Annotated in this window: 21 protein-coding genes; 7 read left to right on the top strand and 14 right to left on the bottom strand. The window is 68.0% G+C overall.

Features of this window, described 5'->3' with window-relative positions; all coding sequences use genetic code 11:
* The first annotated feature begins 40 nt into the window (after positions 1-40).
* A complete protein-coding gene (locus OC373_RS09960) occupies positions 41-553 on the top strand; it encodes a hypothetical protein (RefSeq protein WP_019185748.1) in 513 nt (170 codons plus the stop codon).
* A 14-nt stretch (positions 554-567) separates the two neighbouring features.
* Positions 568-843 (top strand): DUF4031 domain-containing protein, encoded by a 276-nt coding sequence (locus OC373_RS09955; RefSeq protein WP_261997631.1) that lies wholly within the window; start codon positions 568-570, stop codon positions 841-843.
* Between the two features lie 42 nt (positions 844-885).
* Here OC373_RS09955 and OC373_RS09950 read toward each other — a convergent pair whose 3' ends face one another.
* Positions 886-1,428 (bottom strand): hypothetical protein, encoded by a 543-nt coding sequence (locus OC373_RS09950; protein WP_019185746.1) that lies wholly within the window; start codon positions 1,426-1,428, stop codon positions 886-888.
* 136 nt (positions 1,429-1,564) lie between these two features.
* Here OC373_RS09950 and OC373_RS09945 point away from each other — a divergent pair, with 136 nt between their 5' ends.
* Positions 1,565-1,816: a DUF3297 family protein gene (locus OC373_RS09945; protein WP_019185745.1), complete on the top strand. Its 252-nt coding sequence runs from the start codon at positions 1,565-1,567 to the stop codon at positions 1,814-1,816.
* 144 nt (positions 1,817-1,960) lie between these two features.
* Here the strand turns inward: OC373_RS09945 and OC373_RS09940 are convergent, their stop codons facing one another.
* Both OC373_RS09940 and OC373_RS09935 read right to left on the bottom strand, forming a co-directional pair.
* Positions 1,961-3,604, bottom strand: a complete 1,644-nt coding sequence (locus OC373_RS09940; protein ID WP_070426533.1) for a Na+/H+ antiporter — start codon at positions 3,602-3,604, stop codon at positions 1,961-1,963.
* A gap of 131 nt (positions 3,605-3,735) precedes the next feature.
* The gene (locus tag OC373_RS09935) at positions 3,736-4,545 is read right to left on the bottom strand and encodes a class III extradiol ring-cleavage dioxygenase (protein WP_261997630.1); all 810 of its coding nucleotides are present in this window, start codon (positions 4,543-4,545) and stop codon (positions 3,736-3,738) included.
* 111 nt (positions 4,546-4,656) lie between these two features.
* On the opposite strand from OC373_RS09935, the gene OC373_RS09930 reads away from it, so the two are divergent.
* Positions 4,657-5,538, top strand: coding sequence for a LysR family transcriptional regulator (locus OC373_RS09930; protein ID WP_261997629.1), 882 nt, complete (start codon positions 4,657-4,659; stop codon positions 5,536-5,538).
* A 36-nt stretch (positions 5,539-5,574) separates the two neighbouring features.
* On the opposite strand, the gene OC373_RS09925 is transcribed toward OC373_RS09930, so the two are convergent.
* Positions 5,575-8,523 (bottom strand): EAL domain-containing protein, encoded by a 2,949-nt coding sequence (locus tag OC373_RS09925; RefSeq protein WP_261997628.1) that lies wholly within the window; start codon positions 8,521-8,523, stop codon positions 5,575-5,577.
* A 306-nt stretch (positions 8,524-8,829) separates the two neighbouring features.
* On the opposite strand from OC373_RS09925, the gene OC373_RS09920 reads away from it, so the two are divergent.
* Positions 8,830-10,950: a M13 family metallopeptidase gene (locus OC373_RS09920; protein WP_261997627.1), complete on the top strand. Its 2,121-nt coding sequence runs from the start codon at positions 8,830-8,832 to the stop codon at positions 10,948-10,950.
* Between the two features lie 131 nt (positions 10,951-11,081).
* Here OC373_RS09920 and OC373_RS09915 read toward each other — a convergent pair whose 3' ends face one another.
* A complete protein-coding gene (locus OC373_RS09915; RefSeq protein ID WP_261997626.1) occupies positions 11,082-11,999 on the bottom strand; it encodes an oxygenase MpaB family protein in 918 nt (305 codons plus the stop codon).
* Between the two features lie 317 nt (positions 12,000-12,316).
* Here OC373_RS09915 and OC373_RS09910 point away from each other — a divergent pair, with 317 nt between their 5' ends.
* On the top strand, positions 12,317-12,931 hold the full coding sequence (locus tag OC373_RS09910; RefSeq protein ID WP_026070179.1) for a hypothetical protein: 615 nt from the start codon (positions 12,317-12,319) through the stop codon (positions 12,929-12,931).
* Positions 12,932-12,970: 39 nt separating this feature from the next.
* Here the strand turns inward: OC373_RS09910 and OC373_RS09905 are convergent, their stop codons facing one another.
* The 7 genes from OC373_RS09905 to OC373_RS09875 all read right to left on the bottom strand — a co-directional run bounded on the left by OC373_RS09905 (position 12,971) and on the right by OC373_RS09875 (position 19,524).
* Complete coding sequence (locus tag OC373_RS09905; protein WP_261997625.1) at positions 12,971-13,315, bottom strand: hypothetical protein; 345 nt, start codon at positions 13,313-13,315, stop codon at positions 12,971-12,973.
* Between the two features lie 29 nt (positions 13,316-13,344).
* Complete coding sequence (locus OC373_RS09900; RefSeq protein ID WP_019185736.1) at positions 13,345-14,118, bottom strand: LytTR family DNA-binding domain-containing protein; 774 nt, start codon at positions 14,116-14,118, stop codon at positions 13,345-13,347.
* Positions 14,108-15,367, bottom strand: coding sequence for a histidine kinase (locus OC373_RS09895; RefSeq protein ID WP_261997624.1), 1,260 nt, complete (start codon positions 15,365-15,367; stop codon positions 14,108-14,110). The genes OC373_RS09900 and OC373_RS09895 overlap by 11 nt, the downstream gene beginning before the upstream one ends.
* Before the next feature lie 244 nt (positions 15,368-15,611).
* Entirely contained in the window at positions 15,612-17,261 is a 1,650-nt protein-coding gene (locus OC373_RS09890) for a M28 family metallopeptidase (RefSeq protein WP_261997623.1), read from the bottom strand.
* Between the two features lie 69 nt (positions 17,262-17,330).
* Positions 17,331-18,584 carry a sigma-70 family RNA polymerase sigma factor gene (locus OC373_RS09885; RefSeq protein WP_261997622.1) on the bottom strand — a complete coding sequence of 418 codons (1,254 nt, stop codon included), beginning with the start codon at positions 18,582-18,584 and terminating at the stop codon, positions 17,331-17,333.
* A gap of 70 nt (positions 18,585-18,654) precedes the next feature.
* Positions 18,655-19,077 (bottom strand): VOC family protein, encoded by a 423-nt coding sequence (locus tag OC373_RS09880; protein ID WP_261997621.1) that lies wholly within the window; start codon positions 19,075-19,077, stop codon positions 18,655-18,657.
* Positions 19,078-19,104: 27 nt separating this feature from the next.
* On the bottom strand, positions 19,105-19,524 hold the full coding sequence (locus tag OC373_RS09875; RefSeq protein WP_019185730.1) for a YciI family protein: 420 nt from the start codon (positions 19,522-19,524) through the stop codon (positions 19,105-19,107).
* Positions 19,525-19,711: 187 nt separating this feature from the next.
* Between OC373_RS09875 and OC373_RS09870 the strand changes: the two genes are divergently transcribed.
* Entirely contained in the window at positions 19,712-20,086 is a 375-nt protein-coding gene (locus tag OC373_RS09870; protein ID WP_019185729.1) for a YciI family protein, read from the top strand.
* Positions 20,087-20,092: 6 nt separating this feature from the next.
* On the opposite strand, the gene OC373_RS09865 is transcribed toward OC373_RS09870, so the two are convergent.
* Entirely contained in the window at positions 20,093-22,132 is a 2,040-nt protein-coding gene (locus OC373_RS09865) for an SMP-30/gluconolactonase/LRE family protein (RefSeq protein ID WP_261997748.1), read from the bottom strand.
* 245 nt (positions 22,133-22,377) lie between these two features.
* Positions 22,378-23,151 (bottom strand): lytic transglycosylase domain-containing protein, encoded by a 774-nt coding sequence (locus OC373_RS09860; protein ID WP_070426523.1) that lies wholly within the window; start codon positions 23,149-23,151, stop codon positions 22,378-22,380.
* Between the last annotated feature and the right edge of the window lie 61 nt (positions 23,152-23,212).

Genomic DNA, 23,212 nt, shown 5'->3' with positions numbered 1-23,212 from the left:
CACTACAATGGGTCTTTCCTTTTGTAGATAGACCGCACCCATGTCCAAGCAGTCCAAGGCCAAGCGCGACAAGCGCAAGAAGCAGCAGCCCAAGCGCCCGATCAACCGCCTCAACGCCCAGCAGCCGGTGCAGAACCATGCCGTGCTGACCAACGAAGAGGGCCAGGTCGTCGCTGCGATCGGCCTGCAGGGCACCGAGTGGCTGCTGGCCATCGGCGGCCAGACCATGGGCAACGCCGACAACCCGGTGCCGATGCTGGCCATGCTCAAGCACCTGTCCAACGTCCAGGAAAAGGAAGGCCGCAAGGTCAACCTGGAGTACTCGACCCAGCTGCAGCAGCTGATCGACGACCTGGCCGCCGACGAAGGCAAGACCGCCGACGAGTACCTGGCCCAGCTGGTCTCCGAGTTTGAAGGTGTGGAAGGCGAGGAAGGCGAAGACGCCGAAACCGCTGCCGACGCCGGCGACGACGCCAAGGTCGCAGACGAGGCCGGCACCGATGCCGCCGCCGACGCCGCCCCGGCCGCCAGCGACGACAAGCCGCAGGCCTGAGCCACGGCGATCCGGTGACGGTCTATATCGACGATGCGGTACATCCCTGGCGCGGCGAGCGCTGGGCGCATCTGATGGCCGACACCCTGCCCGAGCTGCACGCCATGGCGGCGCAGCTCGGGATTCCACGGCGGGCGTTCCAGAACCGCCGCAGCGGCGCGCACTACGACGTGCCCGCCCCGCTGCGCCTGCAGGCGATTGCCCTGGGCGCACAGGCCATCTCACGGCATACGGACCGCGAACGGGTCAAAGCCGTGATCGCCAACGCAAGAAGGCAGTATCAGGCGTAGCTGCCGACCGTGGGTCGGCATGCGCAGGCCGCAATCGCGCCCTCAGAACGGATCGCTGCCCGGCCGCACTTCCACGCCCAGCAGCGAGCACAGCGCCAGCATCGCATCGTCATCGCGGTTGAGCGCCATCCAGCCGGCCAGCGTGTCATTGCCGGTATCCACGCTCCACAGCGCGTAGTTGTGCTCGCGCAGCCGGTCGTGGGCGGTGGTCATCAACATCGGCGCATCCACCTCCGCCGCGAAGTCTTCATCGTCCAGGTCGCCGCCCCAGTCGATCTGCAGGTTCCAGCGCGCGGACAGCTCGTTCACCGCCGACATCAGCGCATCGGCATCGCCCCGCTCCACCTCGAACCCGGACTGCCAGGCAATCGCGGCCATCATCGGCGGCAGCCAGTCGGCGTCCTCATCGATGCCCTCGCCGCTTTCCAGCAGCGCCTCGCGCCAGCGGTTGAACTGCTGCAGCGCCAGTTCTTCATCGCCCGGGTTGATCAGCACGAACAGATTCCAGATCCGCGCCTCGAAATCGTCCTCGTCGAAATCGCGCTCTTCTTCTTCGAAGTCGAAATAATCGCTGTTGTCGGGCATGGCCGGTAATCCTGGAGACAGGGGCGCATTCTGCCGTGCAAGGGCGTTGGCAGGAAGCGAAATTCGGCGCGGGGCCCGCTGCGGTTTATCCTGTGCGGCAGAAGACGGCCTTGGTGGTCGTCAGCATCCTGTGACCATGAGCGATACCCCTCCCGATCACCTGGCGATCAACCCGGCCAGCCCCTTCCACGATGCCGCTGCGCTGGAGCGCGGCGTGGGCATCCGTTTCAACGATGTCGAGCGCGACAACGTTGAAGAGTATTCGGTCAGCGAAGGCTGGATCCGCGTGCAGGCCGGCAAGGCCCGCGACCGCCGCGGCAACCCGATGACGATCAAGGTCAAGGGCACCGTGGTGGCCTACTTCCTGGATCAGAAGCCGGACGCCTGATCCAACGTCTGCCGGAGACGTCTGATCCACGTGTGGCGGGGTAGAGCCACCCCACGGGTGGCTACGCGGACCCACTGGAACCCTCGCGTCAGGGACGAAGGGCAGCCACCCATGGGGTGGCTCTACCCGTGGCACGGTGCGGCCTCAATCGCGTTGCCGCGTCTCCAGCAGGTCCAGATTGCGGATCAGCCTGCGCGAGATCTCATCGGAGATCTTGCCCCGCCGGGTCAGGCGGAACAGCTCTTCACGCTCGGCGGTCAGTCCCGCGGTGCGCAGCTGGCGATAGCCCTGCTCCATGCGCTTGACCTTCTCCGGATCCGCATCCGGCCCGGCTTCCTTCTCCAGGTTGCGCTGGTACAGCAGGCTGACCCGCGAGGCGGCGTCGTTGTAGAGCTGCACGTTCTCGGTGGTCTGGTTCTGCACCAGCTGCTGGCGCGTGCGCTCCACGCCGGCCAGCGCGGCCTTGGCGGCCAGCTTGCGGGCCAGGTCCTCTTCCTTCCGCTCGCCCGAATCGGCCGGCAGTTCCAGGCCTTTGAGCAGGCGCGGCAGCGCGATGCTGGCACCGACCAGCGAAATCAGGATCACCGCCGCGGCCAGGAAGATCACCAGGTCGCGTGCCGGGAAGGCACTGCCGTCGGGCAGGAACAACGGCAGGGTCAGCACGCCGGCCAGGGTGATCGCACCGCGCACGCCCGCCACCGAAGTCGCCACCACGATCCGCCAGGAGGTGCCCTGCCGGGCCTCGCCCCGATGGCGCGCACGCAGCAGGCTCCAGCGCAGCGACAGCCACACCCAGGCCAGGCGCAGCAGCACCAGCGCCAGGTTGATCACCACCACATAGACCAGCAGCCACCACGCACTGTGGTGCCCGCTCTCGCTGACGGTCTTGATCGCGCGTTCCACGATGCCCGGCAACTGTTCGCCCAGCAGCACGAACATGATCCCGTTGAAGCTGAACTGCAGCATGTTCCAGACCGCCGTGCGCTGCACGCGCATGCTGCCCGAGACGCGGCCGGTGAGCTCCACGTAGCTCATCGTGACACCCGCGGCGACCGCCGAGAGAATGCCCGACGCATTGAGTTCTTCGGCCAGCAGGTAGGCCGCGAACGGGATCAGCAGGTTGACCAGCAGCGCCGCACCCGGCTCCTCGCCAAAGCGCCGCCACAGCCAGCGCTGGAAGGTGGACACGCCCAGCGTCACCGCCACGCCGATCGCCAGTCCGGCCACCGCCACCCACAGGAAGGTCAGCGAGGCATTCGCCAGCGAGAAGGTCCCGGTCATCACCGCCGCCACCGCGAAGCGGAAACAGACCAGGCCGGACGCATCGTTGAGCAGCGACTCGCCTTCCAGGATGTGCATCAGCCGCTTGGGAATCGGCGCGCGCGAGGCGATCGAGCTGACCGCCACCGGGTCGGTCGGGGAGATGATCGCCGCCAGCGCGAAGGCCACCGCCAGCGGCATCACCGGGATCATCCAGTGGATCAGGAAGCCGGCACCGATCACGGTGAATACGACCAGCCCGAAGGCCAGTTCCAGGATTACGCCCTTGTCGCGGAACAGGCCCTGCTTGGGGATGCGCCAGCCATCCAGGAACAGCAGCGGCGGCAGGAACAGCAGGAAGAACATCTCCGGCTCGAGCGCGTGGCCGCGGTTGAACACCCCGGCAATGACCGCGCCCAGCCCGATCTGCACCAGCGGCAACGGCAGCGACAACGGCAATACGCGGACCAGGTAGCCGCTGGCGACCACCGCCACCAGCATCGCCAGAACGACTTCAATGGTATGCATGCATTTTCCAGTAAGCAGCGCGGGGGAGGCTGCGGACAGCCGGCGCCGGAAACAGGAAAAAACGTACCACACGTGCGCCGCCACGCGAATGCGCGGGGCACGGCAGGCTCAGTCGGCGGACAGCAGGCCCCTCATGCGGCGCGCTGCTGCGCGTCGGCGCCATCGAAGCGATAGATGTCCATCGCCAGGAAGCCGGCATCGATCCCGGCATCGATGCGCTGCGCACCGAGCGCTTCGCCACCGGCGGCGCCCATCGCAAAGTGCAGCGGCTGCAGGTGCTCGTCGCTGGGGTGCGCCTGCACCGCGTGCGGGGCCTGGCGGCGGTAATCGATCAACGCGGCGCTGTCATCGGCGGCCAGGCGCTGCTCGACCCATTCGATGAAGGGCCGCACATAAGGCGCCTCCTTGCCGTCCGGGTAGCTGCGCCAATCGTGCAGGTTGTGGGTGATGCTGCCCGAGCCGATCAACAGCACGCCCTGCTCGCGCAGCGGCGCCAGCGCGCGCCCCAGCGCGAACTGGTGGGCCGGCCCGAGCAGTGGCTGGATCGCCAGCGGCACCACCGGGATGTCCGCCTGCGGATACAGGAACCGCAGCGGCACCCATGCACCGTGATCGAGACCGCGCTGCGGATCGATCGCGGCCGGCAGACCGGCAGCGCCCAGCCGCTGCGCGACCTCCTGCGCCAGCGCGGGGTCGCCCGGGGCCGGATACTGCAGGTCGAACAGTGCCTGCGGGAAACCGCCGAAATCGTGAAGGGTGGGCGGTTGGGCGTGGCCGCCGACCGCCGGCTGATGGGTCAGCCAGTGCGCCGAGGCCATCACGATCGCGCGCGGGCGCGGCAGGCGCGCCGCCAGCGCGGCCAGGCGCTCGCCCACCAGACCGGGATGGAGTGCGGTCATCGGCGAGCCATGGGAGATATAAAGGGACGGCAAGCGGGACATCACGGACTCCAATGGCAGGACCCAACGGGTCGATCTGCAGATCAGCGTATTGCGAACAGATCGGCCAATAAATACGATGCATCGACGCTGTTTATTTCGGAAAAAGAAACAATGGACACTCTGGACGCCATGCGTGTGTTTGTCGCCGTGGTCGAGCGCAACGGCTTCAGTGCCGCCGCGCAGGCCCTGGACCTGTCCACCGCCGGGGTGACCCGGCAGATCGCGGCGCTGGAAAAGCGCCTCTCGACCCGGCTGCTCAACCGGACGACCCGCCGCGTGAGCCCCACGAGCACGGGCGCGGCCTACTACGCCGAGTGCGTGCGGCTGCTGGCCGAGTTCGATGCGCTGGAAGCCGGCATCAGCGCGCAGGCGCTGGAGCCCTCGGGGAGGCTGCGGATCAACGCGCCGGTCAGCTATGGCATCGCCCGGCTGGGCCCGCTGCTGGCCGGTTACCGCGCGCGCTACCCGCAGGTGGAACTGGACCTGTCGCTGTCCGACCGTCTGGTGGACATGGTCGAAGAAGGCTATGACGTGGCCATCCGCATCACCCGCCAGCCCAGCCCGGCCCTGATCGCGCGCAAGCTGGGCGACGCACAGATCAGCCTGTGCGCCGCGCCGTCGTACCTGGACGCGCACGGCCGCCCGCAGCAGCCGGAAGACCTGTCCGCGCACGAGTGCCTGAGCTACAGCTACTGGGCCGGCGGCGATGCATGGCAGTTGCACGGTCCGCGCGGGGAGGTCTCGGTGCCCGTGCACGGCGGCGTGCGTGCCAACAACGGCGATGTGCTGCGCGAGGCCGCGATCGCCGGGATGGGCATCATCGTGCAGCCGGATTTCCTGGTGGCCGAGGCGCTGGCCGATGGGCGGCTGGAGCGCGTCCTGCCCGAGTGGCAGGTGCCGGGCATCGGCATCCATGCGGTATACACCAGCCGCAGCCACCTGGCCCCGAAGGTGCGCAGTTTCATCGATTACCTGGTGGACGCCCTGGCGTGATGCCGCGCGGCCCCCGCCACCAGACACCACCCGGCGCTAGGCCTCCACCGAATCCAGCTGCGCGATCACCCTGGCCAACGGCATCGGCCGGCCGAGCAGATAGCCCTGCACCTGGTCGCAGCCATGCGCGGCCAGCCACTGCAGCTGGCCCGGGGTTTCCACGCCTTCGGCGATGATGGTCAGCCCCATGCTGTGCCCCAGTGACAGCAGCGCGCGGCAGATCGAGGCGTTGCGCGGGTTGGTTTCCACGTCGGCCACGAAGCTGCGGTCGATCTTCAGGATGTCCAGTGGCAGGTGCTGCAGGTAGGACATGTTGGAATAGCCGGTGCCGAAATCATCCAGCGAAATGCAGATGCCCTGCTCGTGCAGGCGCTGCATGGTCTGTTTGGCCTGGCCCGGCTTGCGCATCAGGCTGCTTTCGGTCAGCTCGACCTGCAGCGCACCACGGGCCAGCCCGAATTCGTGGCTGGCGCGGGTGAACTCGGCCACCAGGTCGCTGTTGAAGAACTGCACCGCCGAGACATTCACCGCGATCGGCAGGTCCCAGCCCGCGTCGACCAGCTGCCGCTGTGCCTGCGCCGCGGCGCGGATCACCCAGCGGCCCAGGGCGAGAATCAGACCGGTGTCTTCGCACAGCTGGATGAACTCGCCGGGCGGAATGAAACTGCCATCGGCCTGGGGCCAGCGCAGCAGGGCTTCCAGCGCGGCCGGGCTGCCGTCGCTGGCGTGGCAGATCGGCTGGTAATACAGCTCGAACTCGGTGTCGATCGCACTGTGGATGCGCCCGGCCAGGCGCAGCCGCTCGGCCAGGCGCGAACTTACGGTCGCGTCGTACCAGGCGATGACGTTGCCTTCGTCGCGCGCCGCGTGGGCGGCCTGCGCGGCCATGCCGACCACCTGTTCGGCGGTGCTGGCATCGTCGCCGGCCTTCACCGCGACACCGATGCGCGGCTCGAACTGGTGCAGCCAATCCTGCCCCCGCACCGGTTCGGAAACAGTCTGCACCAGGGTGTCCAGCGCGGTCTGGCGCTGATGGTCGTCGCGGATGGCGAAGATGAAATCCTCGGCGGGCTGGAACGCCAGCAGCCCGTAGCGCACGCCGAGCCCGCCCAGGCGCTTGGCCATCGCCTGCAGCACCACGTCGCCGACCTCGCGGCCGAGCGTGTCCGAGACCAGCTGCAGGCCGCGGAACTGCACGTAGGCAATCGTGTAGGCGCCCCCCTCTTCATCCAGCTGCGCGGCCAGCGCGCGCGTATTGAGCAGACCGGTCGCCGGGTTGTGGGTGGCGTGGTACGCCAGATCGCGCTCGTAAGCCAAACGCTCGCTGACGTCCTCGGCCAGCACCAGGCAGGCCTGGCGGCCATCGAAATCCAGCCGCGCCAGATGCGCACGCACTTCAAAGACGCTGCCGTCCTTGCGCTGGTGCAGGCGGACCTGCGCATCCTGCACGTCGCCGATGCGCGCCTGCGCGATCGCCCCGCGGATCTCCTCCCAACCCTCGCGCGGGCGGATGTCCAGGATGCTCATCGCCAGGAACTCATCGCGGCTGTAGCCGTACTGGCGCACCGCCGCTTCGTTGACCTCCAGGAAGCGCAGCGTGTCTGGATCGAACACCCAGAACGGCGCCGGATTGCGGTCGAACAGCAGCCGGAACTGGCGCTCGGCCTGCTGCACCCGGGCCAGCGCATCGACCCGCTCGCTGACATCGGTCAACGCACCGATCATGCGGCGCTGGCGGTCCACCACCGCCACGCGCTGGCCGCGCGCGGCAACCCAGCGGGTCGCGCCACCCGGCAGCACCAGGCGGAACATCTCATCGAGCACGCCGCTGCCGGCAAAGGCGGCATCGAAGGCCTGCTGCATGCGCGCGGTGTCGTCGTGGTGCACGCGCGCGAAGAAATCCGCGACGGGCAGGCTCTCGATGTCGATGCCGAAGATCTCACGGGCCAGCGGCGACCAGCGCAGCAGGCAGGCATCCTCGTCCACGTACCAGGTACACACCTTGCCGACCTGATGGGCCATGCGCAGCTCGGCATGGCCGGTGCGCAGTTCCTCGCTCAGGCTGTCCTGGTCGCGGGTGGCGCGGCGCAGGCTGACATACACCGCGGCAAACAGCGCCCAGTACAGCAGGTAGACCCCGATCGAGGCCTGCACATACGGCCACCAGGCCGCCAGCACATCGCGCCGGCCCAGTCCGGCGTAGACCGCCAGCGGGTACTGGGCCAGCGTGCTCAGGCTGGAAATGCGCTCGATGCCATCCACGGCACTGGTCTCGGTGCCCAGCGGGGTCAGTGCGTCGCGGCGCAGCAGCTCGCGCTTGGCCAGCCCGAAGCGACGCCCCGCCACGGCGCCGGGATCCGGGCTGCGCGCCAGCACGTAGCCATGCGGGTCGGTGATCGAGACCACCCCGGCATCGCCGGTATCCATGCCGCCGATGATGGCCTGCAGTTCCGCCGTGCGCAGCCGTGCCAACAGCCAGCGGTCACCGCCCATCGGCAGCGCCAGCGGCAGGATCCAGTGCGCGGCATCCAGCGCCTGCGGCGGCCCGAGGAAAATCTGGCTGCCCAGGCCGCGATTGCCATCCACCGCCCACAGCGGCAGTTGCAGGTCGCCGCTGCCACTGGTCAGGGCCCGCCCGTACTGGTCGACCACCACGATGCTGTGCAGTTCGGCATGCCGCTGCAGCGCCCCGGCGATGCTGGCATCGAGCAGGTCCGGTGCCTGCGCCGGCACCCGCTGGAAGAGCAGCGCGCCATCGCGGGAGATGCCCTGCATCACCCGCTCCAGGTTGCGCAGTTCCAGCCGCAGCAGGCGCTGGGCGCCGGTGGCCAGCGCCGAGCTCTGGCGCTGCGCGGCTTCCTGCCGGCGCTGGCAGTCATTGAGCAGCGTCGCCACCAGCCCGGCGCCCAGCAGCACGCCCAGGGATACCCCGAGCCACACGAACGTCCGCAGTGGCCGTGCCAGGGCACGGTTCAACGCGGGCATCGCAACCCTTTTCCCGAACGACAGGCTGACTTCATCTGTAAACGCTTCCTGGTTTCCCCAAACCTGAGCGGCCGCTGCCCGGGATTCTTGACGCCTTGCTCGTCACACCGGCGCCAGCCGGCGCCCGCGGAATCCGTGCAGGCCCCAGCATGCACCAGCGCGTACGGCACGGGAAGCACCGCGGCCAGGGTTCACATCAGTGAACCCGGAAGACCGGCACACCCGGTACCCGATGCCGCCGAAGCCGGCATAACCGCGCGCCCGGTACGGGATTAGACTTGGGTGTTTCCGTTGCTGAGAAGCTCAATGTCCAAGCTGCGCCGCCCCACCCTGATGCTCGCCATTGCCGCCAGCCTGTCGCTGAGCCTGGCCGCCTGCGACCGCGAGGCCACTGCACCGGCCGCGTCCGCCCCCGAGACCACCCCGGCCGAACCGGCCGCGCCCAAGCCGCAGCTGGGCAGCTTCGGCTTCGACGCCGCCGGCATGGACCGCAGCGTCGCCGCCGGCGATGACTTCTTCGGCTTCGCCAACGGCACCTGGGTCAAGAACACCGAGATCCCGGCCGACCGCTCCAGCTACGGCAGCTTCAATGTCATCTCCGAAAAAACCCTGGCCGACACCCGCGCGATCCTCGAAGGCGCCGCGGCCGACACCAAGGCCGAGGGCGAGGCCAAGCTGATCGGCGATTACTACGCCGCCTTCATGGACGAGAGCGGCATCGAGTCGCGCGGCGTCGCCCCGGTCAAACCGGAACTGGACGCCATCGCCGGGATCAGCGACAAGGCCGCGCTGGCCACCGCGCTCGGCGGCACGCTGCGCGCCGACGTGGACCTGCTCAACGCCACCAACTTCTACACCGACCGCCTGTTCGGCGTCTGGGTCTCGGTAGATCTGCTGCAGCCGGACCGCACCGCGCCGTACCTGGTGCAGGGCGGCCTGGGCCTGCCGGACCGCGACTTCTACCTGCAGGGCGGCCGCATGGCCGAGATCCGCAAGCAGTACCAGGCCTACATCGCCCAGGTCCTGCAGCTGGCCGGCGTCGCCGATCCGGCCGCCAAGGCGCAGCGCATCCTCGCGCTGGAGACCAGGATCGCCCAGGCCCACGCCACCCAGGAAGACACCAACGACGTCGCCAAGGGCGCCAACGCCTGGAAGCAGGCCGACCTGAGCGCCAAGGCCCCGGGCATGGACTGGAACGCGTTCCTGGCCTCGGCCGGGCTGGACGCCCAGCAGGACTTCATCGTGTGGCAGCCCAAGGCCGTCGCGGGCATCTCGCGCCTGGTCGCCACCGAGCCGCTGGAGGTCTGGAAGGACTACCTGGCCTTCCATGCGCTGGACCGCGCCGCGCCGTACCTGCCCAAGTCGTTTGCCGATGCGCGCTTCGCCTTCCACGGCACCACGCTCAACGGCACCCCGCAGCAGAGCGAGCGCTGGAAGCGTGCGGTGGATGACAGCAACCATGCCGTGGGCGAAGCGATCGGCAAGCTGTACGTCGAACGTCATTTCGATCCGGCCACCAAGGCGCGCGCGGACGCGATGGCCAAGAACATCATCGCTGCGTTCGCCAAGCGCATCGATGCGCTGGAGTGGATGTCGCCGCAGACCAAGGCGCGTGCCAAGGCCAAGGTGGATGGCCTGACCGTGGGCATGGGCTACCCGGACAAGTGGCGCGACTACGCCGGTCTTGAGATCAAGCGCGATGACGCGCTGGGCAATGCCGAGCGTGCGGAGCTGTTCGAGTACCGCCGCAACATCGCCAAGCTGGGCAAGCCGGTGGATCACAGCGAGTGGGCGATGCTCCCGCAGACCATCAATGCGATGAACGTGCCGCTGGAAAACCGCCTGGTGTTCCCGGCCGCGATCCTGCAGCCGCCGTTCTTCGACGGCGCAGCCGATGATGCGGTGAACTACGGCGCGATCGGTGCGGTGATCGGCCATGAGATCAGCCACGGTTTCGACAACGCCGGTGCGCTGTTCGATGAGACGGGCAAGCTGCAGAACTGGTGGACGCCGGAAGATCTGAAGAAGTTCAACGCGGCCGGCGATGCACTGGCGGCGCAGTTCAGCAGCTACAGCCCGTTCCCGGGGGTATCGGTGAATGGTCGTCTGACGCTGGGCGAGAACATTGCGGACGTGGCAGGTCTTTCGACGGCCTACGATGCGTATCAGTTGTCGCTGCAGGGCAAGCCGGGCCAGACGCTGGAAGGCTTCACACCGGATCAGCGGTTCTTCCTGGGCTTTGCGCAGGCATGGCGGAGCAAGGCGCGTGAGCAGGCGCTGCGCAATTCGCTGTTGACCAATGTGCATGCGCCGGGCCAGTTCCGTGCGTTGACGGTGCGCAATCTGGATGCGTGGTATCCGGCCTTCGAGGTGAAGGAAGGCCAGAAGCTGTACCTGGCGCCGGAGAAGCGGGTCAAGGTGTGGTGAGGTGCGTCACCGCACGTTGCTGAGCTGAGAGAACGGGCGCTTCGGCGCCCGTTTTTTTTCGCTGTAGAGCAGCGGGTCCCGGAAGCCTGTGCGTGCCCGACCCAACCAGCGGGCACAGGGCACTTGCCGCTTCAAGGCCAATCAGCAAGCACCCCAGCCGACACACCCATCCGCGTGCACGCCCGCGTCGCCAGCCCATCCTGCAACGCACGCCGGAACAACGGTGCCATGCCTTTGAGCATCACCGCCGATGCCCGCGACTGCGCACGCTGCATCGGCGTGCGCTGGATCATCGCGGTCGCCCAGTCCGGCAGCAGCGCTGCACCTGCACCGAGGAACAGCTCACGCGAGAGACCCGCCATCGGCACCGGCAGGCGGATGCCTGACAGCACCGCCAGCACCTCGCGCGAGCGCGCATCGAACACCAGCTGCGATTGCTGGCGCGCGAAGTACGCGTCCACCTCCGCTTCCGACGCGGGAACGTCTACAGCGCCAAGCGCCTCGGCCACGCGCTTGTACTCACGGTAGTACTGGTCGGCGACCGCCGTAGGCACGTCCCGGCAATAGCGTCGGCAGCCCTGCAGGAAACCGTACGCTTCAGTGACGTGCACCCAGGTGAGCAGCGCGGGATCGTCGGCGGAATACGCGCGGCCATCAGCGGTGTGACCGCGCACCTGTGCATGGATGCGGGTCACCCTGGCGATCAACGCCTCCACTTCCGCGGTGGGTGCGTAGGTGGTTCCAGCGACGAACGCGGTGGTGCGGCGCAGGCGGCCGACCAGGTCATCGCGGAAGTTGGAGTGGTCGTACACCCCGGCCAGTGCCAATGGATGCAGGGTCTGCAGCATCAGGGCGCACAGGCCGCCGGCGAGCATGCCGGGAAACTCGGCATGCACCCGCCAGGTGATGCTGTCGGGGCCGAACCAGCCGGGGTCGCCCAGCGGGTGGTCGTAGTCGATCCCGCTCTGGCCGCGGGGGAAGGCGCCCAGCACCCAGCGGCGTATGGGGGCGGTGGCAGGGCGGGCAAGCGAGCGCAGCAGGGAGGACATCAGCAGTACCGAGGGCGAGCGGACCGGCATTTCGCGCGGATGCGTCAATTCTGCGTGATACCGATGGGGCTGGCCAGGCAGGTGCCCGCCAGGGTCTGCGCAATGTGCAGATGCAGCATGGGAGCCGCCGTCCGAGCCGTATTTACCCGGCGATTTACGTGCCGCAGTGCGCAAATCCGCTGCGAGTTTGCCCATTCAGGCAGGAATGACGCCGGATCTTTGCGCTTTGCCCATTGCCAAGCGCGGTGAAAGTGCTAGAACTGGACGTGCCACAACGTCGTCCAATGCGCTGCCGCACGTTCCAGAAGGAGCTCGTCATGATCGCTTTGTTCAAAGGTTTGGGTCTGCTGTTGCAGGACAACGAGCTGTACAGCAGCCCGTTCGAAAAACAGGTCGCGCATTGGCGTAACAAGAGTGAACAGCAGATCCGCGAAGAAGTCGCGGTACTGGCCAAAGCCAAGGGCCAGTGGCTGATGGCCTCGATCGTGGGCTGGCAGGCGTCCTCCCTGCTCATCCTCGGCCTGATCAGCAACTACCTGTGGAAGGATGACTTCCATATCACCTTCACCCGCGTGGTGATCGTGTTCGGTTCATGGGTGTCGATCCTGTTCGTGATCTGGTTCATGGCCAACATGTTCGATCACACCGCCGGCTTCGAGCGCTGGATGAAGGCCTTCAACAGCCGCGCCCGCATCACCTCCGATGCCGATACGGTCGAATGCGTGGCCGAGGCGCTGGACATGGCCCAGCACTATCCGGAAGTCCTGGATTACAAGCAGGCGGTGAGCGCCAAGCGCGAGCTGCGCCACGAGGATATCCGCATCATGCGCGAGATCGGCCGGATGAAGCAGCACACCGAACTGGTGGGCCAGCTCAATCATGTCGGCGAGCAGCCCAACGGCACCAACCTGCATCTGCAGCCCGCGTTCTGACCCTACTGAAAAGCGGGGGGAGCCACGATGCCACTGTGATCACTCACGGTGGCATTGTTCTTTCTGGACGGCGCTGACGCAGTGCTGGAAGCCGGCCGGGAGCCCGGCCATCTGCTCCGTCTTGCCCACCGCCACCGCCAACCGGTGCAGCGGCGGATAGGGGCAGTCGGTGTCCTTCGTGCAGCGCGCATCCAGCACCAGGTAATGGCAGCGGCCGCTGCTGCTGGCGATGCAGTAGAAGTTGGCCACGCCGTTGTCGACCGTGGTTTTGCTGTACAGCGTATCCACCCCGTTGGCGCGGATGCGGGTGACGGAGGTGTCGTTCGATTGCTGGCAGGCCGCCAGCATCAACACGCAGAGACTGGCGACAACGGCGGTACGCATGGCAGGCTCCAGACGAAAGGAAAGGCGCGTTACATCCCGCGGAACAGGCTCATGAAGGGCTGGCTGACGTTGAGCACTTCGGTGCGGTGCTTCAAGCGCAGCTGGCCGCGGCCGGTGTCGTCGCGTGTGACTGCGGCGACCGCCTTCATGTTCACGATGGTGGAGCGGTGGATCTGGCGGAACCGTTGCGGATCGAGCGCATCCAGCAGTTCACGCAGCGAGGTGCGCAGCAGGCTTTCGCCCTGCTCGGTCACCACCGTGGTGTATTTGCTGTCCGCACGGAAGTAGATCACATCTTCGAGCATGATCAGCTGCGTGTCGCGGCCGTTGCTGGCGGTGATCCAGGCCAAAGGCGGCGCGCTTGAGGCGGCGGCGGGCTGATTGCCGAGGCGCTGCAGCAGCTGCTCGAGCATGCCGCTGTCCGGGCGGCCCAACTGCATGCGCGCCAGGATCCGCTCGCGCGTGGCCAGCAGGCGCTCATCGCTGACCGGCTTGAGCAGGTAGTCGATCGCGCCCTGTTCGAAGGCGTCGATCGCATACTGGTCGTAGGCGGTGACGAACACCACCTGGGTGCGCGGGCTGATCTCCGGCAGCGCGCGGGCCACCTCGATACCGGTGATGCCGGGCATGCGGATGTCGAGCAGGGCCAGGTCCGGCTTCAGCTCGGCCAGGCGCTCCAGCGCACTGGCACCATCCTCGCATTCGGCCACCAGCCGCAGTTCCGGCCACAACCGCTGCAGCTGTGCCACCAGCGACTGGCGCAGCAGGTCTTCGTCTTCGGCAATGAGGGCGTCAAGCTGCATGGATCGCCTCGCGGGCATCGCGCGGCAGGGTGATCGTCGCTGCCACGCCGGTGGGGAAATTGGACACGATCGCCACGCCAGCGTGCTCACCGCAGGTCAGGCGCAGGCGTTCGCGCAGGTTCTTCAGGCCGATCCCGGTACCACTGGTGCCCTGCCCGAACCCGAGGCCGTCGTCGGCCACGGTGAGGGTGACATGGTCCTCGAAGGCGCGCGCGATGATCCACACCGTGCCGCCGCCGGGTTTGGGTTCCAGGCCGTGTTTGATCGCGTTCTCGACCAGGGTCTGCAGCGCCATCGAGGGCAGCGGCAGGCTGAGCAGGGCCGGGGGCACGTCCACCTGCAGGGCCAAGCGGGCGCCCATGCGGATCTTGAGGATTTCCAGGTAGGCCTGGGTGCGCTCCAGCTCCACGCCCAGGGTCGACATCGATTCCTCCACGCTGGGCAGCGAGCTGCGCAGGTACTGGATCAGGTGCCCGAGCATCTGGTCGGCACGCGGCGGATCGGTCCGGGTCAGCACCTGCGCGTTGGCCAGCGTGTTGTAGAGGAAGTGCGGCTCGACCTGGGCGTGCAGCAGGTTGAGTCTGGCCACCGACAGTTCCTTCTCGGTCGCGGTCTGTTCGGCGGCGGCCTGTTCGTCGCGGCGCTGCTCGGCCACCCGGCGGGTGATCGCACGGCCGACCGCTTCGGCGTTCTCATGGTTGCTGCCTTCGTCGACCGCGAGCAGATCGGCCCAGACCCCGGCATCGGGTTCGAACAGCAGGGTCACGCTGCTGGTGCCCTGCCCCGGCGTGACCGTGGCGAGCACGCTGTTGCGCTTGATCGCCAGCCGCGCAGGCAGGTTCCAGCGGGACGGCGGGCGGCCGTTGTAGGGATCCACGCGGCGCACGTAGGCACGCACCTGCAGGCTGCCCGGCGCACTTTCGATGTCTTCCACGCGTGGCAGCTCGGCGATGGCGGCTTCCACCAGGGCAAAGGCCGGGCCGGCATCCATCGGCACCTCGATCTGGCGGCGCTGGCGGCTGGACAGGGTGGCCGCGTCCAGGCGGCCGGCGACGTGCTGCACGCGGCGGATATGGGCGATGCAGCTGCCCAGGGCGGTCACCATCACGAACAGGGCCAACAGGCCGAACACCCAGCCGGGGCCTTCATCCATACCGTGGAAGAAGCCACTCCAGACGAACCCCGCCACCACGATGGCGGCGGCCCAGGCCAACAGAATGCGGAAGATCAGGGAGAGGCTGGCGAACACGGCGGCGTCATCACATAGGGAGTGAGGCGAGCATAGCCCCGCCGCCAGCGGGAACAAGCGGCATGCGACGAAGGCAGGGAATGGTGGGACGAAGCGGTGTAGAGCCACCCCATGGGTGGCTGGCCTTCTTCCGGAACCGCGAAGCCACGCATGGCGTGGCTCTACGTCTGGGTTCGAGACCGCGAAGCCACGCATGGCGTGGCTCTACAGCGGGGGTCCGGCCGGCGTGCCGGCCGGACGCGTCTTATTTCCGCTCGGCGGCGCTGGCGTCACGCGGGGCGCGGAACTGGGAGTCTTCGCTCCAGTTCGGCCAGGCGCGCGAGTTGGCCAGCTGGTTGCCCAGCGTGTACAGCACTTCCAGATCGCGCGAGGCACCGGCGAAGGTCCAGTCCGGCTGCCACTCATCGCCCTGCTGGTGATAGCGCTTGGCGGTGTAGTCATCCGAAGCGGCCTTGCCGGCCGCCACGCCCCCCTCCACCCAGTCCTGGCCCGCCGAGTACGACACTGCCGGCACGCCACGCTTGGCGAACGGGAAGTGATCGGAGCGGAAGAACAGGCCGGCTTCCGGCTTCGGGTCCGGCGTGTAGCGGATGTCCCAGCCCTGGGCCACGTCCTTGAGCTGGTCCAGCAGTTCCAGCTTCGCCGAGCCGTAGATCCCGAAGTCACGCGAGGGGCTGAAGGGCGCCATGCCGTCCATGTTGATCAGCGCAACGGTCTTGCCCAGCGGGTACAGCGGGTGGGTGGCGTAGTACTCCGAGCCCAGCAGGCCCTTTTCCTCGGCGGTCACGGCCAGGAACAGCACCGACCGCTCCGGGCGCTTGCCCTTGGCGAAGCCACGGGCCAGTTCGATCAGCGAGGCGGTGCCGCTGGCGTTGTCCAGCGCGCCGTTGAAGATGGTGTCACCGTTCGCGTCCGGCTTGCCCACGCCGATGTGGTCCCAGTGGGCGCTGTAGATCACCGTCTCGTCAGGATGCTTGCTGCCTTCCAGGCGCGCGGCCACGTTGTGCGAGGTGATCACCTCGGTCTTGACCGCGTACTTGGCCGAGAAGGTCTCGCCCTTCAGCTCCACCGGCTTGAAATCACGGGTCTGCGCCTGCTTCTTGAGCGCCTCGAAATCCAGGCCCGAACGCTTGAACAGCTCCACCGCCAGATCGCGCTGGATCCAGCCTTCCAGCAGCGGATGCGCCTCGGCCGGGTTGTCGCGGACCACATCGAACATGGTGTTGGTGTTGGAGCCGGCCACGGTGGCCCAGCCGTACGAGGCCGGCGCGGTCTCGTGCACGATCAGCACGCCGAGGGCACCCTGGCGCGCACCTTCTTCGTACTTGTAGGTCCAGCGGCCGTAGTAGGTCATGCCCTTGCCGTCGAAGTCGCCCTGGCCGCTTTCGAAGTCCGGATCGTTGATCAGCACGACGGCGATCTTGCCCTTCAGGTCCACGCCCTTGAAATCGTCCCAGTTGCGCTCGGCGGCCTTGACGCCGTAGCCGAGGAAGACCAGCGGCGCGTTCTTGATGTCCACCGCGCTGGCACCGTTCATCGCGGCGCGCACGGCGATTTCCTTGCCCTGGCTCAGCGTCTGCGGCGTGCCCTTGCTGCTCAACGACAGGCTCGGGGTGCCGACGATATCGCCCTTGAGCAGCGGCACGGCCTGGGTCCACAGGCGCTTGCCATCCTTGAGGTCGCCGCCCGGCTGCAGGCCCGCCGCCGCGAACTGTTTGCTCAGGAAGGCGATCGTCTTCTCTTCACCGGCAGTGGCCGGCGAGCGGCCTTCGTAGGCGTCCGACGCCAGTTCCTTGACGTCGGCGGAGATCCGCGCGCCATCGAATTTGGGGGTGGCGGCCATCAAGGCCGACGACACCGACAACGCCAACAGGCTGATTACCACACGCTTCACGCTGCACCTCATGACTGACCGACAATCGCCCGAGTGTAGGCCAGAGCCGCCGCGCAGTGCAGTGCCGGTCTACACGGCTGCCGCACGGGCCAGCAGCATCGCCTTCTCACGCGCATTGGCGGTCAGCGCGGCCGCACGCTGGAATGCCGCCCGTGCTTCGGCGTGCCGCCCCAGCTGGGCCAGCAGGTCGCCCTGCACCGCAGCCAGCGGCGCATAGTCGCGCAGCCGCGCATCGTCACCGAGCGCATCGACCAGCGGCCACGCGGCCGCCGCGCCCTGGGCCCGCGACAGCGCCACCGCATGGTTCAACGCCACCACCGGCGAGGGCTGGCGCTGTGCCAGCCGTGCGTACAGCGCGGTCATCCGCGCCCAGTCGGTGTCGTCGGCACGGCGCGCGCGTGCGTGGCACTCGGCGATGGCCGCCTGCAATGCATAGGGATCGTCACCGCCACCGAGTGCCATCGCCTGCTGCAGGGCGGCCTGGCCACGGGCGATCTGCAGCCAGTCCCAGCGCGTGCGGTCCTGGTCGGGCAGCAGGATCGGTGTGCCCGTCGCATCCGTACGTGCGGCGGTGCGCGATGCCTGCAACTCCATCAGGGCGAGCAGCCCGTGCACCTGCGGCCAGGTCGGCAACCGACTGGCGAGCACGCGGCCGAGCCGCAGCGCTTCGTCGCACAGGGCCGGGCGCATCCAGTCATCGCCGGCACTGGCCGCATAGCCTTCGTTGAAGATCAGGTAGACCACCTCCAGCACCGAGGCCAGGCGCTCCGGCAACGCCGCCTGGCGCGGCACTTCGAACGGGACCTGCTTCTGTGCCAACGTGCGCTTGGCGCGCACGATGCGCTGGGCAATGGTGGGCTCCGGCGCGAGGAACGCGCGTGCGATCTCATCGGTGGTGAGTCCGCCGAGAAGGCGCAGGGTCAGCGCCACCCTCGCGTCGGCGGCCAGCACCGGATGACAGGCAACGAACATCAACCGCAGCAGGTCATCGCCGATGTCATCTTCCAGCGCATCGCTGTCGTCCGGCGCCGGCAGCGGCAGCGGCTCCAGCGCGCTGCCGAACTGCGCGTGCTGGCCGGCGACGCGCTGGTGCTGGCGCAGCACATCGATGGCGCGGTTGCGCGCAGTGGTCATCAGCCACGCTCCGGGATTGTCCGGCACGCCCTGGCTGGGCCAGCGCTCCAGCGCGGCCAGCCAGGTGTCCTGGACCAGCTCTTCGGCACGGCCGACATCGCCGCCGAGCAGGCGGGTCAGGCGGGCGGTCACCACTGGCGACTCCATGCGCCAGATCGTCTCCAGTCGTTGCGTCAGTGCCGTGTCCATGCGGCTGATCAAACCACCGGTACGACGCGGGGACAAGCCGCGCGGGGGGGTGCCATCACGCCGGCCCAGATCAAGGCTGCTTCATGCAGTTGACCATCCACGGCTTGCCGTAACGGTCGATCAGAAAGCCCCAACGGTGGGCCCAGAAGGTTTCGGTGATCGGCATCTTGATCTCGCCCCCATCGGCGAGCGCGTTGAACACGCGCTCGGCCTCCTCGATCGAATCCACATCGATGTTGATCGTGGTACTGCCCTGCCCGTCGGAAGACGGGCCATCGGCGGCCATCAGGATCGCCGACCCCACTTCCAGCTGGCTGTGCGCGACGTGGTCCAGTGTCTCCGGCGGCATCTCGCCACAGCCCTCCTGGCTTTCCATGGGCGGCATGTCGCGGTACTTCATTTCAGAGGTGACCTTGCCGCCGAGCACCTGCGCGTAGAAGGCCATGGCCTCATGGGTCTTGCCGTTGAAGCCGAGGAACGGAATCAGTTTCATGGGAATGCTCCAGGGATGCGGGGTGGATTAGTCGGCAGTGCCGATCTGGTCGCGCAGACGCTGTTCCTGCGCCTGCAATTCGGGAGTGAAGGCCGCGCCGAAATCCTCGGCACTGAGGATCGGCCGCAGCTCGACCACATCCCCGGCAGCGAACGGTGCGCGCTTGAGCCATTCAGTGGCCTCATCCAGCGAGCGCACCTGCCACAGCCAGAACCCGCAGACCAGCTCGCGGGTTTCGGCGAACGGCCCATCGATCACCCGCGGCGGCTCGCTGCCGAAGGCCACGCGGCGGGCGCGCGAGGTCGGGTGCAGGCCCTCGCCGGCCAGCATGATCCCGGCCTGGACCAACTGCTCGTTGTACGCGCCCATCGCGCGGATTTCCTGCTCGGTCGGCAATTGACCGGCCTCGGTGGCGGCGGTTGCCTTGACCAGTACCATGACTTTCACGGGGTGCTCCTGTGTGCCAGCCCGGAACCCGGGCCGTTCACTGGATACAACGTGCCAAGGGGATGGAAATCGACACGCACGACGAACTATTTTTTCGTCGCTGAACAGGGCCGCGCTGCGGCGCTGCAACACGCCACGACCGCGGGCTGGGGCATCATGCGGTTTCCCCGCCAACCCTGGTCCGGCCATGCAATTTCTTCTGCTGATCTATATCGACGAGGGCCTGTTGCAGGCCCTGCCCGGCGACGAATACGACCGCCTGATGCATGACTGCCTGCACCACGCCGATCGCCTGCAGGCCGAGGGCACCCTGGTGCTCGCCCAGAAGCTGGAACCGGTGGACAGCGCGCGCACGTTGCGCGTGCGCCAGGGCCAGACCCGCATCACCGATGGCCCGTTCGCCGAAACCCACGAACTGCTGGCCGGCTTCAACCTCATCAACGCGCCCGACCACGCCGAGGCGATGCGCATCGCCCAGCAGTTCCCGTGGTCGCGCTTCGGCAGCATCGAGGTACGCCCGCTGGCCGACATGGACGCCGAACGCGTGCGCGTCGGCGCCTGACACCGCTCAAGGCAACAGCGTGATCTTCAGATCGCGCGGGCCGATGGCCTCATTGCCGCTGTAGTCGCGCGCACTGGCCCGCAGGATGTACTCGCCGGCCGGTAATGCATCCGGTTGCCAGCGTCCGGTCTCGACCAACCCATCGCGCACCGTGTTGGTGACCAGGTAGCGGAACCGGGTGACCGCGCTGCCATGCACGGTGATGCCGCTGTCCGGTGCGTAGGCCACGCGGGTGGCGCTGTCTTCGCGCGGCATCCGGTTGAACACGATGTTGAAGCGCGGCTGCTCGTAGCCGGCCAGTGGCTGGCCCTGCGCATCCAGAACCTGGTAGCCGACCTGGTACAGGCCCAGCCGGCGCCGTGGCAGATTGCGGTCCACCTGGTCCCACGCCTCCACCACGATCTGCACGCCCGGCCCCTGGCGCGGGATCGCGACGCGCCCGTCGGCCCCCGCCTTGACCGGCTGGTCCAGATCGTCCAGCACGGCGACCTCGGTGATGCGCGGCGCGAACGTATCGGCGTAACCGGTGAAGCCCAGTGCCACCGCATTGCGCTCGAAACCACTGGCACCCACGCTCAGGTGGACATGCGCCATCCGGTTGATGCTGCCCAGTGCTTCGCCGGCGGCGAACCGGGTGCCGCGACGCACGCGGATGCGTTCGAGCTTGCCGTCCTCACCGGACAGCTGCTGCCAGCGCGCATCGAACGGCCGATCACGCGGATCGCGGCCCACCTTCATATGGATGTATTTGAGCCGGCCCAGCGAAAGGCCTTCGGCCTGGCCGCCGACCGACCACGCCGCGAACGGCGTATCGACCTTGCCATCGGCGATCGCCAGCACCGGCTGGCCGACATCGCCGCGGATATCGAACCCGCCATGCAGATGGTGCCGACTCTCGCCTTTGAAGTCCCCGCGCACCTCACCCAACGTGCCGACCACTTCGTGCCACCCGTCCTGCGGGGCCAGCGGCCACCGGCCGGCGGTGTCGGGCAAGGGAGCCTCCGGTGCCGGGCCGATCAACGCCGGCGGCGCCGTCTGCCCAGGCCCGAGGGCACGCAGCCGGTGCACGCGGTAGGAGGCGGCATCGGCGAGATAGAGGCCGCCCTCGGCATCCAGCGCGAGTGCGGTGGGCCGCGCAAAGCGGGGCTGCGGCGGTACCCCGGCCAGTGCCAGCTGATGGCCCTGGGCCGAGATCTGCACCACCTTGCCGTTGATGTCGCTGGCGTAGACCACCCCGTCATGGGTCACCGCCAGCGCCATGGGTCCGCTGAGCAGGCCGCCATCGGCGACACGGGTGCCCAGCGTGCCATCCGGGGCGAGTTGGCGGATCGCGTTGTTGAACAGATCGGCGATCAGCAGGTTGCCGTGCGGATCCAGTGCCAGCGCCACCGGCGTATCCAGGCGGGTGGCCGCCCCGATGCCATCGACCAGGCCCGGGCGCTCGCCACCGGCGACGGTGTGCACCCGTCCATCGGGTTCGATGACGCGGATACGGTCGTTGTAGGTATCGGCCACATAGACGCGGCCGCCCGCATCCACCGCCACGCCCATCGGCCCATCGAAGCGCGCCTGGGCGGCCGGGCCATCGACGAACCCCCGCTGACCATCACCGGCCAGCGTGCTTGCCGTGCCATCCACCGCGATGCGGCGGATCACGTGGTTGCCTGTATCGGCAACATAGACATTGCCGCCCGCATCCAGTGCGATCCCGGAGGGCGTGTTGAACTGCGCCTGCAGGGCGGCGCCATCGCGCCAACCCTCACCCTGCCCGGCCAGCGTGTCCACGCGACCGTCGGGATGGACGCGGCGGATGCGGTTGTTGTCGCCGGCATCGGCGATGTAGACCACGCCGTGTGCATCCACGGCCAGGCCGTACGGATCGGCAAAGCGTGCCTGGGCTGCGGGGCCCTCCGTACTGCCGCCCACGCCGTCGCCGGCCAGCACGCTGATTGCCGGCGTCCAGCCCAGGGCCGTCGCCACAGGGCCCGGTGGCGGTGCCGGCGCGGCCGGTTCACGCAGGAAGGTCCAAACCAGCGCTGCCGCCATCAGAGCGGCGATCAGCACCACCATCGTCCATCGTCCGCGCGTCATCGCTGTCCTTGCTGCTGTTCGGGACACGACCTTAGCCGCTCGTGGCGTGCCTGCAAACCCTGCACGCCGGGAGCGCTCATGGTCCACGCGCGCTGGCAGCCGCCACGCAGCGTGCCGAGGCCAAGGCGGCGGTGAACACGGTGGGCCGCGTGGCGACCCATGCGCGGTACAGCGCGTGACGTTTCGCCCCGGAGCAGCGCCTACTTCGCCGGCGTCTCCACCTTGAATCCCATCGCCTCGCGATAGCGCACATACAGCGCGCTGACCTTCTCCACGTAGGCCAGCGTTTCCGCATACGGCGGCACGCCCTTGTAGCGGGTCACCGCTCCGATCCCGGCGTTGTACGCGGCGGCCGCCAGCACGCGGTCGCCTTTGTACCGGCGCAACAACGCCTTCATGTAGCGCGCGCCCCCGCTGATCGACTGCTCGGCCGAGAGCGGATCGGCCACGCCGTATTCGGTGGCGGTATCGGGCATCAGCTGCATCACGCCCTGCGCGCCCTTGGGTGAGATCGCGCCGGCATCGAAACCGCTTTCGGCATGGGCGATCGCACGCAGCCAGGCATCGTCCACGCCGGTGGCCTTGGCCGCCGCCTTGAACTGCTTGGCGTGCCGGTTCAACTGCGGCGTGCCGACCTTGCCCAGCCCTTCGTGCGCCGGTTCGCCCGGTGGGGTGGCCACGGTGAACTTCAGGAACACGCGCGAGCCCGGCAGGTTGCGGGTCGAGTAGACCAGTGCACCGTCCTGTTCGCGCTCATACAACGTGCCGCTGAAGACGCCCATGTTGCCCCACAGGTTGGGGGTCTGCACGGCGTTGTCGTCGATCTGCTGCGGGGTGCACCTGGAGCCGGGCTCGGGTGCCGTGGCCAGGCTGACCGTGTTGCTCTGCACGCAGCGATAGACCGTGCGCGCCGATGCCAGGCCAGGCAGCAGCAACGACAACAGAGCCAACGCGGCAGGCAGGGTCGGATTCATCGGGCTCGGATCGGGGCACGGAAGGGTGCGGCGCGATCATCCGGCCGGGGGCGCGAACCGA

Source organism: Stenotrophomonas sp. Ste96 (assembly GCF_024519495.1).
In the GTDB taxonomy this organism is placed as follows: domain Bacteria; phylum Pseudomonadota; class Gammaproteobacteria; order Xanthomonadales; family Xanthomonadaceae; genus Stenotrophomonas; species Stenotrophomonas bentonitica_A.
Note: the sequence above shows the minus strand (reverse complement) of the source record. Positions and strands in the feature narration are given on the sequence as shown.

What these genes read in the sequence shown, in the direction of transcription:
- OC373_RS09960 (WP_019185748.1), top strand. Translation starts at nt 41, where the DNA reads ATGTCCAAGCAGTCCAAGGCCAAGCGCGACAAGCGCAAGAAGCAGCAG.
- OC373_RS09950 (WP_019185746.1), bottom strand. Translation starts at nt 1,428, where the DNA reads ATGCCCGACAACAGCGATTATTTCGACTTCGAAGAAGAAGAGCGCGAT.
- OC373_RS09945 (WP_019185745.1), top strand. Translation starts at nt 1,565, where the DNA reads ATGAGCGATACCCCTCCCGATCACCTGGCGATCAACCCGGCCAGCCCC.
- OC373_RS09940 (WP_070426533.1), bottom strand. Translation starts at nt 3,604, where the DNA reads ATGCATACCATTGAAGTCGTTCTGGCGATGCTGGTGGCGGTGGTCGCC.
- OC373_RS09935 (WP_261997630.1), bottom strand. Translation starts at nt 4,545, where the DNA reads ATGTCCCGCTTGCCGTCCCTTTATATCTCCCATGGCTCGCCGATGACC.
- OC373_RS09930 (WP_261997629.1), top strand. Translation starts at nt 4,657, where the DNA reads ATGGACACTCTGGACGCCATGCGTGTGTTTGTCGCCGTGGTCGAGCGC.
- OC373_RS09925 (WP_261997628.1), bottom strand. Translation starts at nt 8,523, where the DNA reads ATGCCCGCGTTGAACCGTGCCCTGGCACGGCCACTGCGGACGTTCGTG.
- OC373_RS09920 (WP_261997627.1), top strand. Translation starts at nt 8,830, where the DNA reads ATGTCCAAGCTGCGCCGCCCCACCCTGATGCTCGCCATTGCCGCCAGC.
- OC373_RS09915 (WP_261997626.1), bottom strand. Translation starts at nt 11,999, where the DNA reads ATGTCCTCCCTGCTGCGCTCGCTTGCCCGCCCTGCCACCGCCCCCATA.
- OC373_RS09910 (WP_026070179.1), top strand. Translation starts at nt 12,317, where the DNA reads ATGATCGCTTTGTTCAAAGGTTTGGGTCTGCTGTTGCAGGACAACGAG.
- OC373_RS09905 (WP_261997625.1), bottom strand. Translation starts at nt 13,315, where the DNA reads ATGCGTACCGCCGTTGTCGCCAGTCTCTGCGTGTTGATGCTGGCGGCC.
- OC373_RS09900 (WP_019185736.1), bottom strand. Translation starts at nt 14,118, where the DNA reads ATGCAGCTTGACGCCCTCATTGCCGAAGACGAAGACCTGCTGCGCCAG.
- OC373_RS09885 (WP_261997622.1), bottom strand. Translation starts at nt 18,584, where the DNA reads ATGGACACGGCACTGACGCAACGACTGGAGACGATCTGGCGCATGGAG.
- OC373_RS09880 (WP_261997621.1), bottom strand. Translation starts at nt 19,077, where the DNA reads ATGAAACTGATTCCGTTCCTCGGCTTCAACGGCAAGACCCATGAGGCC.
- OC373_RS09870 (WP_019185729.1), top strand. Translation starts at nt 19,712, where the DNA reads ATGCAATTTCTTCTGCTGATCTATATCGACGAGGGCCTGTTGCAGGCC.
- OC373_RS09865 (WP_261997748.1), bottom strand. Translation starts at nt 22,132, where the DNA reads ATGGCGGCAGCGCTGGTTTGGACCTTCCTGCGTGAACCGGCCGCGCCG.
- OC373_RS09860 (WP_070426523.1), bottom strand. Translation starts at nt 23,151, where the DNA reads ATGAATCCGACCCTGCCTGCCGCGTTGGCTCTGTTGTCGTTGCTGCTG.